Source organism: Micromonospora sp. PTRAS2 (assembly GCF_054052245.1).
In genome coordinates, this window is record NZ_JBSWBU010000004.1 from 113,947 (window position 1) to 129,512 (window position 15,566).

The 15,566-nt window shown below is 75.0% G+C and carries 13 protein-coding genes; all 13 read left to right on the forward strand.

The features are described 5' to 3' along the window. Nucleotides 1-431: 431 nt before the first annotated feature. The 13 genes from ACVMYR_RS15525 (at nucleotide 432) to ACVMYR_RS15585 (ending at nucleotide 15,503) form a co-directional block, all read left to right on the forward strand. The gene (locus ACVMYR_RS15525; protein ID WP_077938787.1) at nucleotides 432-1,610 is read left to right on the forward strand and encodes an ROK family protein; all 1,179 of its coding nucleotides are present in this window, start codon (nucleotides 432-434) and stop codon (nucleotides 1,608-1,610) included. Further along, nucleotides 1,607-3,181, forward strand: coding sequence for a sugar ABC transporter ATP-binding protein (locus tag ACVMYR_RS15530; protein ID WP_077938788.1), 1,575 nt, complete (start codon nucleotides 1,607-1,609; stop codon nucleotides 3,179-3,181). The genes ACVMYR_RS15525 and ACVMYR_RS15530 overlap by 4 nt, the downstream gene beginning before the upstream one ends. Further along, nucleotides 3,178-4,317, forward strand: coding sequence for an ABC transporter permease (locus ACVMYR_RS15535; protein WP_077938789.1), 1,140 nt, complete (start codon nucleotides 3,178-3,180; stop codon nucleotides 4,315-4,317). Before ACVMYR_RS15530 ends, ACVMYR_RS15535 begins: the two co-directional genes overlap by 4 nt. A 120-nt stretch (nucleotides 4,318-4,437) precedes the next feature. Continuing rightward, the gene (locus ACVMYR_RS15540; protein WP_043966827.1) at nucleotides 4,438-5,496 is read left to right on the forward strand and encodes a substrate-binding domain-containing protein; all 1,059 of its coding nucleotides are present in this window, start codon (nucleotides 4,438-4,440) and stop codon (nucleotides 5,494-5,496) included. A 53-nt stretch (nucleotides 5,497-5,549) separates the two neighbouring features. Continuing rightward, a complete protein-coding gene (locus ACVMYR_RS15545) occupies nucleotides 5,550-6,743 on the forward strand; it encodes a Gfo/Idh/MocA family protein (protein ID WP_396788074.1) in 1,194 nt (397 codons plus the stop codon). Nucleotides 6,744-7,162: 419 nt separating this feature from the next. Further along, nucleotides 7,163-8,374, forward strand: a complete 1,212-nt coding sequence (locus tag ACVMYR_RS15550) for an inositol-3-phosphate synthase (protein WP_077938791.1) — start codon at nucleotides 7,163-7,165, stop codon at nucleotides 8,372-8,374. Further along, the gene (locus ACVMYR_RS15555; RefSeq protein WP_457122094.1) at nucleotides 8,371-9,216 is read left to right on the forward strand and encodes an SCO3242 family prenyltransferase; all 846 of its coding nucleotides are present in this window, start codon (nucleotides 8,371-8,373) and stop codon (nucleotides 9,214-9,216) included. The genes ACVMYR_RS15550 and ACVMYR_RS15555 overlap by 4 nt, the downstream gene beginning before the upstream one ends. Next, nucleotides 9,213-10,208, forward strand: coding sequence for a sugar phosphate isomerase/epimerase family protein (locus ACVMYR_RS15560; protein ID WP_457122095.1), 996 nt, complete (start codon nucleotides 9,213-9,215; stop codon nucleotides 10,206-10,208). The genes ACVMYR_RS15555 and ACVMYR_RS15560 overlap by 4 nt, the downstream gene beginning before the upstream one ends. Nucleotides 10,209-10,242: 34 nt before the next feature. Then, entirely contained in the window at nucleotides 10,243-10,914 is a 672-nt protein-coding gene (locus tag ACVMYR_RS15565) for an EboA domain-containing protein (protein WP_457122096.1), read from the forward strand. Between the two features lie 2 nt (nucleotides 10,915-10,916). Then, nucleotides 10,917-11,819, forward strand: a complete 903-nt coding sequence (locus ACVMYR_RS15570; RefSeq protein WP_077938816.1) for a TatD family hydrolase — start codon at nucleotides 10,917-10,919, stop codon at nucleotides 11,817-11,819. Then, nucleotides 11,819-13,003, forward strand: a complete 1,185-nt coding sequence (eboE, locus tag ACVMYR_RS15575) for a metabolite traffic protein EboE (protein WP_077938792.1) — start codon at nucleotides 11,819-11,821, stop codon at nucleotides 13,001-13,003. The genes ACVMYR_RS15570 and eboE overlap by 1 nt, the downstream gene beginning before the upstream one ends. Beyond that, nucleotides 13,000-14,391, forward strand: coding sequence for an alkaline phosphatase family protein (locus ACVMYR_RS15580; protein ID WP_457122097.1), 1,392 nt, complete (start codon nucleotides 13,000-13,002; stop codon nucleotides 14,389-14,391). Before eboE ends, ACVMYR_RS15580 begins: the two co-directional genes overlap by 4 nt. 32 nt (nucleotides 14,392-14,423) lie before the next feature. Beyond that, a complete protein-coding gene (locus ACVMYR_RS15585) occupies nucleotides 14,424-15,503 on the forward strand; it encodes a polyprenyl synthetase family protein (protein ID WP_077938794.1) in 1,080 nt (359 codons plus the stop codon). The last annotated feature ends 63 nt before the right edge of the window (nucleotides 15,504-15,566 follow it).

The window sequence follows — 15,566 nt, forward strand, 5'->3', positions numbered from 1 at the left end:
CACGGACGCAGCGGGTCACGCAGCGCTGTCCGGGGTCGGTAGGCCCGGCCCGGACGGACGCCGCAGATGCGCTGCTCAGGCCAGTGTTGCGTGGGTGGGTGCAGAGCAAAGGGGACAGTGGGTCTCTGGCGGAGCGGGCAGGTCGACACGCAGCGTGAGGCCCCGGCGCGGCCCCCTCGCTGCGCCCGTGTTCACCCACGGTGAGGTAGCGGCTGGCGGACCGTGTCCCTTTGGCGGCGGGTCGGTGGTCGGCTGACGGTTTCGTCCGCACCTTTCCCAGATCAACTACTTGCTTTTGTTCGAACGGACGAAAGTTGTGGTCAGATCGGCTGAAGCTCTGGACAGCAGCCGCAGAACGCTTCTACTGTGTCGCACACAACACGTCGCGATTTCGTCGATGTGAACGACTCCGATGCGGAGGTGAGTTGCCGGTGCGAACGGTGGAGCCCCTGCACCTGCGGCTGTTGCGATTGCTCCGCGACGAGGGAGCTGTCTCCCGGGCGGAGCTGGGCGACCGGCTGGAGATGCCGCGTCCCCGGCTGCTCGCCGAGCTGGAGCGGCTGGTGGACCTCGGCTACGTCGCCGAGGCCGGCCTCGCGGCGTCGCGGGGCGGGCGCCGGTCGACCCTGGTCGAGCTCAACCCGCAGCTGCGCTTCGCGGCGGTCGACCTCGGCGCGAGCTCGATCGACGTCGAGGTGGTCAACGGGCGGCTGGAGCCGGTCGCCGCGTACGCGGAGCCGGCCGACATCCGCAACGGTCCGAAGGTGACCCTCCAGCGGGTGAACGAGCTGCTGCACAAGTTCCGGGTCGACGGGGCGTACGAGCGGCTGCACGCCGTGGGCATCGGCGTCCCCGGGCCCGTGAGCTTCCGCGACGGGGTGCCGGTCTCGCCGCCGATCATGCCCGGCTGGGACCGCTTCCCCGTCCGCGAGCTGTTGACCCGCGAGCACGGCTGCCCCGCGGTGGTCGACAACGACGTCAACATCATGGCGATCGGCGAGCGGCACGGCGGCGTCGCCCACTCGGTGGACGACTTCCTGTTCGTCAAGATCGGCACCGGTATCGGGTGCGGGATCTACCTCAGCGGCGAGGTCTACCGGGGCACCGACGGCTGCGCCGGGGACATCGGCCACATCCAGGTCGACACGCACGGGCCGACGTGCTCCTGCGGCAACGCCGGCTGCCTGGAGGCGCTTTTCAGCGGGGCCGCCCTGGCCCGCGACGCGAACGCCGCCGCGCGCAACGGCTCCTCGCCGGCCCTGGCCGAGCGACTGTCCACCCGGGGCACCGTCACGGCGGAGGACGTCGCCGAGGGCGCCATCGAGGGCGACGTGGTCTGCATCCAGCTCATCCGCGACGGCGGCCGGCGGGTCGGCGGCGTGCTGGCCGGGCTGGTCAGCTTCACCAACCCGTCGATGATCGTGATCGGCGGTGGGCTGGCCAGGCTGGGCCACATCCTGCTCGCCGAGATCCGCAGCGTGGTCTACCGCCGGTCGCTGCCGCTGGCCACCGGCAACCTGCCGGTCGTCCTGTCCGAGCTGGGCGCGCGCGCCGGGGTGGCCGGCGCCGCCGTGCTCGCCAGCGATGTGGCCTTCGGGGAGGCGTCATGAGCAAGGACGACAACGCGGCCCCGCTGGTCGAGGCCCCCGCCGACACCGTGGCCGGTGAGGTGGTGCTGCGGCTGACCGACGTGGTGAAGACCTTCCCCGGCGTACGGGCGCTGGGCGGGGTGCAGCTCGAGGTGCGGGCCGGCGAGGTGCACTGCCTGCTCGGCCAGAACGGCGCCGGCAAGTCCACCCTGATCAAGGTCCTCGCCGGGGTGCACCGCCCCGACTCGGGCGAGGTGCAGTGGCGGGGCCAGCCGGTCGAGTTCGCCAACCCGCAGGCCGCCATGCGCGCCGGCATCGCCACGATCTACCAGGAACTCGACCTGGTCGACGACCTGTCGGTCGCCGAGAACGCGTTCCTCGGCCACGAGCCGCGCCGGGGCGGTTTCGTCCGCCGCGGCCACATGGCCCGCCGGACCCGGGAGATCCTGGGCCGGCTCGGCCACGGCGAGATCCCGCCGGGCCGGATGGTGCGGGCGCTGCCGGCGGCCGGCAAGCAGATCGTCAGCATGGCCCGGGCGCTCTCCCACGAGGCCCGACTGATCATCATGGACGAGCCGAGCGCGGTGCTGGCCCACGACGAGGTGGGCAACCTGTTCCGGATCATCCGTGAGCTGACCGCGCAGGGCATCGCCGTCATCTACATCTCCCACCGCATGGAGGAGATCCGCGAGATCGGCGACCGGGTCACCGTACTCAAGGACGGCCGGACCACGGCGGCGAACCTGCCGGCGCGCGACACCCCGACCAGCGAGCTGGTCGCGAAGATGACCGGCCGCAACATCGAGTACGTCTTCCCGGACCGTCCCGCCGACACCGGTGCCGGCGCGGAGCTGCTCCAGGTCGACGGGCTGACCCGGGCCGGGGAGTTCGCCGACGTGTCGCTGCGCGTGCGGGCCGGCGAGATCGTCGGCATCGCGGGGCTGGTCGGCTCCGGCCGTTCCGAGCTGCTGGAGACCATCTACGGCGCCCGCCGCGCGGACGCCGGCGCGGTCCGGATGGGCGGGCGCGCGCTGCGCCCGGGCAGCGTCGGCGCGGCGGTACGGGCCGGCATGGGGATGGCCCCCGAGGAGCGCAAGAGTCAGGCGCTGCTGCTCGGCGAGCCGATCTTCCGCAACGTCACGCTGGCCACGTTCGGCCGGTTCGCCCGCCTCGGCTTCACCGACGCCGGGCGGGAGCGGGCCGAGGCGGAGGGGGTCGCCGACTCCCTGGAGCTGCGTCCCCGCGACGTGCGCCGGCCGGTGCGCACCCTCTCCGGCGGCAACCAGCAGAAGGTCGTGGTCGGGCGCTGGCTGCTCGGCGGCACGAAGCTGCTGCTGCTCGACGAGCCCACCCGCGGCGTCGACGTCGGCGCCCGGGCGGAGCTGTACCAGGTGATCCGGGGGCTGGCCGCCCAGGGCGTCGGGGTGCTGCTGGTCTCCAGCGAGGTGCCCGAGGTGCTCGGCCTGGCCGATCGGGTGCTGGTGATGCGCGAGGGCCGGATGGTGCGCGAGGCGCCCGCCGGTGAACTGGACGAAGACACGGTGCTCGACCTCGTCATGGCGGGGTCGCTGATGGAAGGCGCACCAGCATGACCGATAGCACACCCACCGCCACACCGGAGCGGCCGGCGGAGCTGCCGGCCCAGTCCCCGCCCGTGGACCCCGCCGCGACGGCGGCGGCCGCCAAGAGCCCCGGTCATCACGGGGCCGCCCCGGCCGCCGGCCGGCTCTCCTTCTGGCGCGGCGACAGCGGCGAGGGCGCCCGGCGCAACCTCGGCCTGATCGGCGTCCTCGTCGTGCTGGTCGTGATCGGCATCGCCACCCGCCCCGACCTGTACGGCAACTCGAGCTGGGTGTGGGACAACATCCTCACCATCCTCAAGCTCGCGTCCGTGGTCGGCGTGGTCACCGTCGGCATGACGTTCGTGATCATCGGCGGCGGGATCGACCTGTCGGTCGGCGCGATCGTGGCGTTGGCCGGGGTGTGGGCCACCACGCTGGCCACCCAGAGCTACGGCGCGGGCGGCATGATCTTCACGGCGCTCGCCGTCGGGCTGGGCGTCGGCCTGGTCAACGGCCTGCTCGTCTCGTACGGGAAGCTGGTGCCGTTCATCGCCACCCTGGCCATGATGGTGGCCGCCCGGGGCCTGGCCGCGGAGATCTCCGACAAGCAGACCCAGGTGTCGGGCAACAGTGTGATCAACGGGATCGCCAGCACCAGCCCGCTCGGCATCCCCCTGCTGGTCTACATCCTCGCCGCCGTGGTGGTCGCCGGCTGGGTGCTGCTCAACCGGACGACGTTCGGCCGGCGCACCGTCGCCGTCGGCGGCAACCCGGAGGCGGCCCGGCTCGCCGGCATCAACGTGCGGCGGCACACCGTGCTGCTCTACGCGCTCTCCGGCCTCTGCTGCGGCATCGCCGCGATCATGCTGACCGCGCAGGCCAACTCCGCCCAGGCAGCGATGGCGAACCTCTACGAGCTGGACGCGATCGCCGCCGCGATCATCGGCGGCACGCTGCTCAGCGGCGGGCGGGGGACCATCGTCGGCTCCCTGCTCGGGGTGATCATCTTCTCCACCATCACCAACCTCTTCGCCATCAACGGCCTCTCCACCGAGGCCCAGAACATGGTCAAGGGCGGGATCATCGTGGCCGCCGTCCTGATCCAGCAGTTCCAGTTCCGCAGCTTCACCCAGTTCCTCGGCCGCAACCGCCTCACCACCACCTGATCCACCCGCACCACCACCCGAGGCACCACACCGCCCAGCACATCCGGCGACCGTCGCACCGACGGTGGCTCGGCGCACCACACCCTTCTTCCGCCCACCACCCTCTTCCAGGAGGTCGTCATGACCCAGCACAGTCGGGACCTGTCCCGTCGGCGGCTGCTGTTCGGCGGGGCCGCGCTCGGCGCGGGCGCCCTGCTCACCGCGTGCACCAGCAACGAGGCGGCGCCCACGGCGGCGCAGACCAAGGTGGCCGAGGCCGCCGCCGGCGGCAACAGCACCCCGGGCAAGCAGGTGACCATCGGCTTCTCCGCCCCGGCCGCCGACCACGGCTGGATCGCCGCCATCACCAACAACGCGAAGGCGCAGGCCGGCGCGTACTCCGACGTGAAGTTCACGTCGGTCGAGGCCGGCGCGGACGCGGCGGCCCAGCGCGCGGCGCTGTCCACCCTGGTCGCCCAGAAGCCGGACGTCATCGTGCTGCTGCCGCACGACGGCAAGGAGCTCAACGCCTTCGGCCTGGAGGCCATGAAGGCCGGCATCCCCGTGGTGAACCTGGACCGGGCCTTCCCGGACGCCCGGGCCTACCGGCTCCAGATCAAGGGCGACAACTACGGCATGGGGGTGGCCGCGGCCACCTTCATCATCGACCAGCTCAAGGCCAAGGGCGTCAGCAACCCGATCATCGGCGAGATCCCCGGCATCGACTCGCTGGAGCTGACCCAGGAGCGCTCGAAGGGCTTCGCGGACACGCTCGCCGCGAGCGGCTTCAAGGTGGCCAACCGGCGTCCGGCGGAGTTCACGGCGGACTCCGGCCAGCAGGCCGCCACCGGCCTGTTCCAGGCGCTGCCGAAGATCGACGCGATCTGGAACCACGACGACGACCAGGGCATCGGGGTGCTCGCCGCCGTCAACCAGGCCAACCGCAAGGAATTCTTCATGGTCGGCGGCGCCGGCTCGAAGAAGGCGATGGAGGACATCCAGGCCGACAACACGGTCCTGAAGGCCACCGTCACCTACAGCCCGTCGATGGCGTCCTCCGCGATCTCGCTCGCCCGGCTCATCGGCCAGGGCAAGGGCATGTCCGACCTGGTGGAGCTCCAGGTGCCCAAGGAGATCGTGCTGGCTTCCGAGACGATCACCAAGGAGAACGCGAGCAACTACCTCAAGCTCGGGTTCTGACACACGGGGGGAGACCCACCTTGTCCACTCACCACAGTCAACTGCGGGTCGGTATGGTCGGCTACGCGTTCATGGGCGCCGCGCACTCACAGGCGTGGCGCACCGTGAACCGGGTGTACGACCTGCCGGCGCAGGTGCGGATGGCGCTGGTCTGCGGCCGGGACACCGGAAAGGTGGCCGAGGCCGCCGACCGGCTCGGCTGGGAGGCGCACACCACGGATTGGCGTCGCCTCGTCGAGTCCGACGAGATCGACGTGGTCGACATCTGCACACCGGGGGACAGCCACGCCGAGATCGCGCTGGCCGCGCTGGCCGCCGGCAAGCACGTGCTCTGCGAGAAGCCGCTGGCCAACACGGTCGCCGAGGCCCGCGAGATGGCCGCCGCGGCGGTCGCCGCGCAGGCGGCGGGGGTCCGGTCCATGTGCGGCTTCACCTACCGCCGGGTCCCGGCGGTCACCCTGATGCGTCAGATGGTCGCCGAGGGAAGACTGGGCACCATCCGCCACGTCCGGGCGGCGTACCTCCAGGACTGGATCGTCGACCCGCAGTTCCCGCTGGTCTGGCGGTTGCAGAAGGACAAGGCGGGCTCCGGCGCGCTGGGTGACATCGGTGCGCACATCATCGACATGACCCAGTACGTCACGGGCCAGCGGATCACCGGGGTCAGTGCGATCACCGAGACGTTCGTCAAGCAGCGTCCGTTGCCGGCGGAGTACAGCGGCCTGGCCGCGCAGGCCGCCGGCAACGGCGCGGCCGACGGGCAGGGCCCGGACATGGGACCGGTCACCGTGGACGACGCGGCGGTCTTCGTGGCCCGGCTCGACGACGGCGCGCTGGCCACGTACGAGGCGAGCCGCTTCGCCACCGGCCGTAAGAACGCGCTGCGGGTGGAGATCAACGGCTCGCTGGGCACCCTGGTCTTCGACCTGGAACGCCTCAACGAGCTGGAGTTCTACGACGCGACGCGACCCGCCGCCGAGCAGGGCTTCACCCGCATCCTGGTGACGGAGGCCGAGCACCCGTACATGTCGGCGTGGTGGCCGCCGGGCCACATCATCGGCTACGAGCACAGCTTCACCCACCAGGCGCGCGATCTCGTGGAGGCGATCGCCACCGGCGTCGACCCCGCGCCGTCGTTCGTCGACGGGTTGCAGGTCCAGCTCGTGCTGGACGCGGTGACCCGCTCGGCGGAGCTGGGCTCCACCTGGACCCACGTGGCGCCGGCGTTGGAGGCGGTCGCCGCCTGACCGGACGGCGGTGCGGCCCCGTGCCGCACCGCCCGACCAGAGGCTTTCCGGACCGGCCGGCGAGGGACCCGCCGCGGTTGCGCCCCGCGGCGGGGACGGGGTCGGCTCCGGAAGGCGTGCGACGGCGGGCATCCGCCCGGCGCGCACGACAGCACGACGGCACCTCCGGTGCGGCCGGACCGGGATTCCCCGGTCGCGCCGGAGGGCCGAGCACCACGCACCACGCACTGCGGGGGAGACAGGGACGGGACGCCGACCGACCCTGCCTGCCAGCCTCGTCCGCCGCCCGATCCGGCGAACTCACCCGGCACCGTTGTCGCCGCTTTCGGCGCCGGACGTGGGGAGTCGGGCCGGGCGGCCGGGCGGGGCGCATAATATCGACGTTGATCTATGCTGGAGCCACTGGCGGAAGGAGCACCATGCGTACGGGTGTCTGGCTGGTGGGGGCGCGCGGCTCGGTCGCGACCACCAGCATCGTCGGGGCGCTCGCCCTGCGGGCCGGGTTGACCGGCCCGACCGGCTGCGTCACCGAGCTGTCCGAGCTGCGGGGCCCCGCGTGGCCCTCGTTCGCCGACCTCGTGTTCGGCGGTCACGACGTGGCCGCCACCCCGCTGGCCAAGCGGGCCGAGTCCCTGGCCGACGCCGGGGTGGTCCCGGCCCGACTGGTCGCCGCGCTCGGCGAGGAACTGGCCGCCGTCGACGACGACGTGCGCCCCGCCCCGGTGGACGGGACCCAGGCCGACCGGGCCGCCGCCGTCGTCGCCGACCTCGCCGCGTTCCGCGAGCGGCACGGGCTGGACCGGGTGGTGGTGGTCAACGTCTCGGCCACCGAGCCGGCCGCCCGCCCGCACCCCGCGCACGCCGACCCCGACGCCCTGGCCGCCGCGCTCGCCGCCGGCGAGGAGGTGCTGCCGCCCAGCTCGCTGTACGCGTACGCGGCGTTCACCGCCGGCTGCCCCTACGTGGACTTCACCCCGTCGACCGGGGCCCGGCTGCCGGCCCTCGCGGCGCTGGCCGCCCGGCACGCCGTGCCGTACGCGGGGCACGACGGCAAGACCGGGGAGACCCTGCTCAAGTCGGTGCTCGCCCCGATGTTCGCGATGCGGCACCTCGCGGTGCGCTCCTGGTCCGGCACGAACCTGCTCGGCGGTGGCGACGGCGCGACCCTGGCCCAGCCGGACGCCAACGCCGCCAAGGTCGCCAGCAAGCAGCGCGTCCTCGGCGAGATCCTCGGGTACGTCCCGCAGGGCGACACCCGCATCGACTACGTCGAGGAGCTGGGCGACTTCAAGACCGCCTGGGATCTGATCACCTTCGCCGGCTTCCTCGGCACCGGCATGCGGCTGGAGTTCACCTGGCACGGCTGCGACTCCGCGCTGGCCGCCCCGCTCGTGCTCGACCTGGCCCGGATCACCGCCGCCGCGCACGCCGCCGGCCGGCACGGGCCCCTGACCGACCTCGCGTTCTTCTTCAAGGACCCGCTCGGCCCCGCCGACTCCGTGCCGGAGGCGGGTGCGACCGCCGACCGGGCCCCCAGCCACGCGCTGGGCGAGCAGTGGGCCCGGCTGGCCGCGTTCGCCGCCGACCTGCACGCCGGGGCCGGCACACCGCCGGCCGGCGGTGCCGCGTGAGCACCCTCGCCGACCTTGCCGAGCTGGTCCGCGCCCCGGCCGGGCTCTCCGTGCCGGGCGACGTGCTGGCCGGCGCGGCGGCGGCCGGCGCGCTCGGTCGGCGTACGCCCGGCCTGGCCGCCGCGTCGGTGCTGCTGTACTGGGCCGGGATGGCCGCCAACGACTGGGCCGACCGGGGACTCGACGCGGTCGAGCGCCCGGAGCGCCCCATCCCCAGCGGCCGGGTCAGCCCGCCCGCCGCGCTCGGCGTCGCCGCCGGCCTGACCGCCGCCGGGGTGGCCCTGGCCGCCGCGGCGGGCGGCCGGCGCGCCGCCGCCGTCGCCGTGCCGCTGGCCGCCGCCGTCTGGGCGTACGACCTGGCGGCGAAGAACACCGCCGCCGGCCCCGCCGTCATGGCGGCCTGCCGAGGGCTGGACGTGCTGCTCGGCGCGACCGGCGGCCGGCTGTCCCGGGCCGTGCCGGCGGCGGCCACCGTCGCCGCGCACACCTGGACGGTCACCGCCCTGTCCCGCCGCGAGGTCGGCGGGACCGACCGGGCCCTGCCCGGCGCGACCCTCGCCGGCACGGCCCTCGTCGCGGCCGCCGCCGTGGGCCCCCGGCCCGCCGCCGCCCCGGCGGCCCTCGCCGCCGGCTACCTCGCCCGCTACGGCGGGGCGCAGGTCCGGGTGCTCGCCGACGGTTCGGCCGGCCGGGTCCGGGCCGCCGTCGGCGCAGGCATCACCGGGCTGCCCGCGTTGCAGGGCGCGCTGACCGCCCGGGCCGGCGCGGGGCTGCTCGGCCTGGCGGTCGCCGCCGCCGCGCCGTTGGGCCGGCTGCTGGCCCGGAGGGTGTCCCCGACGTGACCGCCGACCCGCCGGTCGGCCCCGCCGCCGACCGCCCCGCCCCCGCCGCCCCGGCCGGGCCCGGCTCGCTGCGGTTCGGCTACGGCACGAACGGGTTCGCCAACCACCGGCTCGACGACGCGCTCGCCGTCATCGCCGACCTCGGCTACCGGGGGGTGGCGCTCACCCTCGACCACGACCACCTCGACCCGTTCGCCCCCGACCTGGCCCGCCGCACGGCCGCCGTGGCCCGCCGCCTCGACGCGCTCGGGCTCGCCGTGGTGGTCGAGACGGGGGCCCGGTTCCTGCTCGACCCGTGGCACAAGCACGCGCCGACCCTGCTGCACGACGACCCGGCCCGCCGCGTCGAGTTCCTCCGCCGGGCCGTCGCCGTCGGCGCCGACCTGGGCGCCGAGGCGGTCTCCTTCTGGGCCGGGGTGCGCCCCGCCGACGTCGCGCCGGCCGTCGCCTGGGACCGCCTCGTGGCCGGCTGCGCCACCGTCTGCGCGGCGGCCGACGCCGCCGGGGTGCGGCTCGGCTTCGAGCCGGAGCCCGGGATGCTCGTCGAGGACATCGCCGACTGGCGGCGGCTGCACGACGCCCTGGGCCGCCCGGCGTCGTTCGGCCTCACCCTCGACATCGGACACTGCCGCTGCCTGGAGCCGGTCGACGTGCCCGACTGCGTCCGGTCCGTCGGCGCGCACCTGGTCAACGTGCAGATCGACGACATGCGCCGGGGCGTGCACGAGCACCTGGAGTTCGGCACCGGCGAGATCGACTTCCCGCCGGTGCTCGCCGCGCTCGCCGAGGTCGGCTACGCCGGGCTGGTCGCCGTGGAGCTGCCCCGGCACTCGCACGCCGCCCCGCAGGTGGCCGCCCGGTCGCTCGACTTCCTGCGGGCCGCCGCCGAGCGCGCCGTGGCCGCCGGACACGCCGTCGCCGCCGAGCGCGCCGTCGCGGGCCGTGCCGCCGCCGGGCCCGGCACACCGTCCGACCACCCCGGCGGCGGCTGAGCACCGTCCGCACCAGCTCGGAAGGGAGACCGGGATGACACCCGAACGACTACGCGCCGCCCTGCGGGGCGTACCGGACCCGGAGTGGCTGGACGCGGCGATCGAGCGCGTCGCGGCCGAACCGGCGACGGTCCCGCGGTTCTTCGCCGCCGCCGCCCGCCGCTGCGGCCGGGGCCCGCTGCCCGACGCCCCCGGCTGGACGGCCGACGAGGCGGCGCGGGCGCTGCTGCTGGCGGCGTTGCCCGCCGACCACGCCGGCCACGCCGCCGACGTCTACCGGCACGGCGACGCCGCCGAGAAGCTTGCCGTGCTGCGGGCCCTGCCGTTGCTGCCGATCGGCGCGGAGTGCGAGCCGCTGCTGCACGACGCGATCCGCACCAACGACACCCGGCTGATCGCCGCCGCCCTCGGCCCGTACTCCCGGCACCTCGACGCCGACGCCTGGCGGCAGGCCGTGCTCAAGTGCGTCTTCACCGGCGTGCCGCTGGCCGTGGTGCACGACCTCGACGCCCGCGCCGACGCCGGGCTGGCCGCCATGCTGGGCGGGTTCGCCGTCGAGCGGCGCGCCGCCGGCCGGGACGTGCCGGCCGACGCCGCCGCCCTGCTCGACCGGCTCACCGCCGCGAGCCCCGTGAACCCTGCCGCAGGCCCCGCCGCGAGCCCGGTCGCGGACCCCGCCGTACCGTCCGACGCCCGGAAGGCGTGACCATGCGCATCTTCGACCCGCACATCCACATGACCTCCCGCACCACGGACGACTACGAGCGGATGGCCGCCGCCGGGGTCCGGGCGGTGGTCGAGCCGGCGTTCTGGCTGGGCCAGCCGCGCACCAGCCCGGACAGCTTCGCCGACTACTTCGACTCGATCATCGGGTGGGAGCCGTTCCGGGCCTCGCAGTTCGGCGTCCGGCACCACGCCACCATCGCGCTGAACCCGAAGGAGGCCAACGACCCCCGCTGCCGGCCGGTGCTCGACCTGCTGCCCCGCTACCTGGAGAAGGACGGCGTGGTGGCGGTCGGCGAGATCGGGTACGACTCGATGACCCCGGCCGAGGACGAGGCGTTCGCCGCCCAGCTCGCCCTGGCCGTCGACCACGGCCTGCCGGCCATGGTGCACACCCCGCACCGGGACAAGGCCCGGGGCGTCGAGCGCAGCCTCGCCGTGGTCGCCGAGTCCGGCATCGACCCGGGCCGGGTGGTCCTCGACCACCTCAACGAGGTGACCGCCGGCCTGGTCCGGGACTCCGGCTGCTGGCTGGGCTTTTCCATCTATCCCGACACCAAGATGTCGCCGCCGCGGATGGTGGAGCTGCTGCGGCTGTACGGCACCGAGCGGATGCTGGTCAACTCGGCCGCCGACTGGGGCCGGTCCGACCCGCTGCTGACCCGGGCCACGGGCGAGGCGATGCTGCTGGCCGGGTTCACCGCCGACGACGTCGACCGGGTGCTGTGGCGCAACCCGGTCGAGTTCTACGCCCAGTCCGGCCGGCTCGACCTGACCGGCGTCGACGACGCCGACGCCGACGCCCCGGGCGCGGCCGGCGGGCAGCCGGGGGCGGGCGGTGCCGGCGGCACGTTCGCCGGCAACTCGATCCTGCGCGGCGGCAGCTGATGCGGCTGCGCCACGGCGGCGGCGAGACCGTGCACCTCGGCTACTGCACCAACGTGCACCCGGCCGAGGACCTCGCCGGCATCCTCGCCCAACTGGACACCTACGCCGTGCCGGTGCGCCGCGCCCTCGACTCCGACCGCCTCGGGCTGGGGCTGTGGCTGGCCGCACCGGTGGCCGCCGCGCTCGCCGCCGACGAGGGCCTGCGCCGCCGGCTGCGCGCCGAGCTGACCGCGCGCGGGCTGGAGGTGGTGACGCTCAACGGCTTCCCGTACGCGGCGTTCCAGGCCCCGGTGGTCAAGCACGCCGTCTACCACCCGGACTGGACGACGCCCGAGCGGCTCGCGTACACCCTGGACCTGGCCCGGGTGCTGGCCGACCTGCTGCCCGACGACGCGGCCCGGGGCTCGGTGTCGACCCTGCCGCTGGCCTGGCGCACCCCGTGGGACGCCGACCGGGCCGACGCGGCGCGGCGGCGGCTCGACGCGCTGGCCGCCGGGCTGGCCGGCATCGAGCGCGACACCGGCCGCACGGTGCGGGTCGGCTTCGAGCCGGAGCCGGGCTGCGTGGTGGAGTCCACCGGCCAGGCCGCCGCCCTGCTCGCCGGCACCGACCCGGCGCGGCTCGGCGTCTGCCTGGACCTGGCCCACCTGGCCTGCGCGTGGGAGGAGCCGGCCGCCGCCCTGGGCCGGCTCGCCGCCGCCGGGCTGCCGGTGGTGAAGGTGCAGGTGTCCGCCGCGATCGAAGCCCCGGCCGGCGCGGTGGAGGCGCTGCGCCCGTGGGTGGAGCCGCGCTTCCTGCACCAGACCCGCGCGGCCGGCTGCGGCCACGCCGCCGACCCGGCCGACCCGGCGTACGCCGCCGACGACCTCGACGCGGCCCTGGCCGCGTCGCTGCCCGGCGCGTGGCGGGTGCACTACCACGTGCCGCTGCACGCCCCGCCCGAGCCGCCGCTGACCGCGACCGTGCCGGTGCTGCGCGCCGCGCTGGCCGCGCTGTTCGCCGGCCCGGTCGCCGGCTGCGACCACCTCGACGTCGAGACGTACACCTGGGGGGTGCTGCCGGCGGCGCGGCGGCCCCGCGACGCGGCCGAGCTGGCCGCCGGGATCGCCGCCGAACTGGCCTTCGCCCGCGACGAGCTGGTCGCCGTGGGTCTCACATCACTTGGGACGGGGGTGCTGCGGTGAGCAAGCGACTGGTGGTGCTGGACGTGGTGGGCCTGACCCCACGCCTGCTGGCCCACATGCCCCGGCTGCGGTCGGTGGCCGACGGCGGCTTCACCGCCCCGCTCGGCACGGTGCTGCCGGCGGTCACCTGCGCGGTGCAGTCCACGTTCCTCACCGGCGAGCCGCCGACCGGGCACGGCATCGTCGGCAACGGCTGGTATTTCCGGGAGCTGGGCGAGGTGCTGCTCTGGCGGCAGCACAACGCCCTGGTCGGCGGGGAGAAGCTGTGGCAGGCCGCCCGGAAGGTCGAGCCGGGCTACACGGTGGCCAACGTGTGCTGGTGGTACGCCATGGGCGCGGACGTGGACTGGACGGTCACCCCCCGCCCGGTCTACTACGCCGACGGCCGCAAGGAGCCCGACTGCTACACCGACCCGCCCGAGCTGCACGACGCGCTGACCGCGAAGCTGGGCACGTTCCCGCTGTTCACGTACTGGGGGCCGGGGGCCGGGCTGCCGTCGTCGGCGTGGATCTGCCGGGCGGCCGAGCAGATCCTCGCCGACCACGCCCCCGACCTGACCCTGGTCTACGTCCCGCACCTCGACTACGACCTGCAACGGTTCGGGCCGTCCTCGCCGCAGGCCGCCGCCGCGGCGGCGGAGCTGGACAAGGTGCTCGGCCCGCTGATCGACGCCGCCCGCGCCAAGGGCGCCACGGTGGTGGCCCTGTCCGAGTACGGCATCACCGACGTGGCCTGCCCGGTGGACGTCAACCGGCTGCTGCGCGCCGAGGGGCTGCTGCGGGTGTACACCCAGGACGGCATGGAGTACCTGGACCCGTGGACGTCGCGGGCGTTCGCCGTGGCCGACCACCAGATCGCCCACGTGTACGTCCGCGACCCGGCCGACGTGCCGGCGGTGGCGAAGCTCTGCGCGGGGCTGCCCGGGGTGGCCGAGGTGCTCGACGCCGACGGCCAGGCCGCGTACGGGCTGGCCCACCCGCGCAGCGGCGAGCTGGTGCTGGTGGCCGAGCCGGACGCCTGGTTCACGTACTACTACTGGCTCGACGACGCCCGCGCCCCCGACTTCGCCCGGCTCGTGGAGATCCACCGCAAGCCCGGGTACGACCCCGCCGAGTTGTTCTTCGACCCGGCCGCCCCGGGCGCGGCGAAGCGCCGGGCCGCGACCGCCCTGGCCCGTAAGAAGTTGGGTATGCGGTATCTGATGAGCGTGGTGGGGCTGGACGCCGGTGCGCGGGCGGTGCGCGGGTCGCACGGCCGGCTGCCGGCCGACCCGGCCGACGGTCCGGTGCTGCTCTGCTCCGACCCCGGCCCGGCCCGCGACGCGGTGGCGGCGACCGAGGTGAAGGCGTTGCTGCTGGAGCTGGCCGGCCTGACCCGTCACGGGTGAACCGGCCTCGCCACTGAACAGGGAGACACAACATGACGGTGACGGCCGCGCCCAGCGACGCGAGCGGCCTGCGCACCCGGGTCGACACCGAGCTGGCCGCCTTCCTCGAGCGGCAGGCTCCCGACTGGCCCGACGGCGCACCCCGGGGCATCTTCGCCGCCCTGCACCGGTTCGTCCTGGCCGGCGGCAAGCGGCTGCGCCCGCAGTTCTGCTACTGGGGCTGGCGGGGTGCCGGCGGGGAGGACGACGGCGGGGACGGCACCCCGATCCTGGTCGCCTCGGCGGCGCTGGAGCTGTTCCACGCCTTCGCGCTGATCCACGACGACATCCTCGACCACAGCGACCGGCGGCGGGGCGCGCCGTCGGTGCACCGCATCTTCGCCGACCTGCACACCCGCTCCGCGTGGCGGGGCGACCCGGAGGCGTACGGGCGCAACACCGCCCTGCTCTGCGGCGACCTCTGCGCCGCCTGGGCGGACCAGATGTTCCACGAGTGCGGGCTGCGCCGCGACGAACTGCTGCGCGGGTACGCGGTGTTCGCGCTGATGCGCACCGAGGTGATCGCGGGGGAGTACCTGGACCTGGTCTCCGGCGTGGGCGACGGCTCGGTGGCCAGCGCGCTCACCGTGATCCGGCTCAAGGCGGCGCGCTACACGGTGACCCGGCCGTTGCAGATCGGCGCTGCCCTGGCCGGCGGGTCGCCGGAGCTGGCGGAGGCGCTGGCCGAGTTCGGCGACCCGGTCGGCGATGCCTTCCAGCTCCGCGACGACGTGCTGGGCGTCTTCGGCGACCCACAGGTCACCGGCAAGTCCGTCCTGGACGATCTGCGTGAGGGCAAGCCGACGGTGATGATGGCGCTGGCCCGGCAGTCGGCGGACCGGGCGCAGAGCGCCCGGCTGCGGGAGCTGTTCGGCAACGCCGACCTGGACGACGAGGGCGCCGCCGAGCTGCGGGCCATCATCGAGGCCACGGGCGCCCGGGACGAGATCGAGCGGATGATCCGGATGCGGGCCAACGCGGGCCTGCGTGCCCTGGCCGACGCGCCGCTCGCCCCCGCGGCCCGGGAGGCGCTCGCCGGGCTGGCCGCCCGGACCATCACCCGCACGGTCTGACGCCGCCGCCGGGCCCGGCGGTGCGGGCCCGGCGGTGCGGGGCCCGCCCGCCGCCGGGCCGGC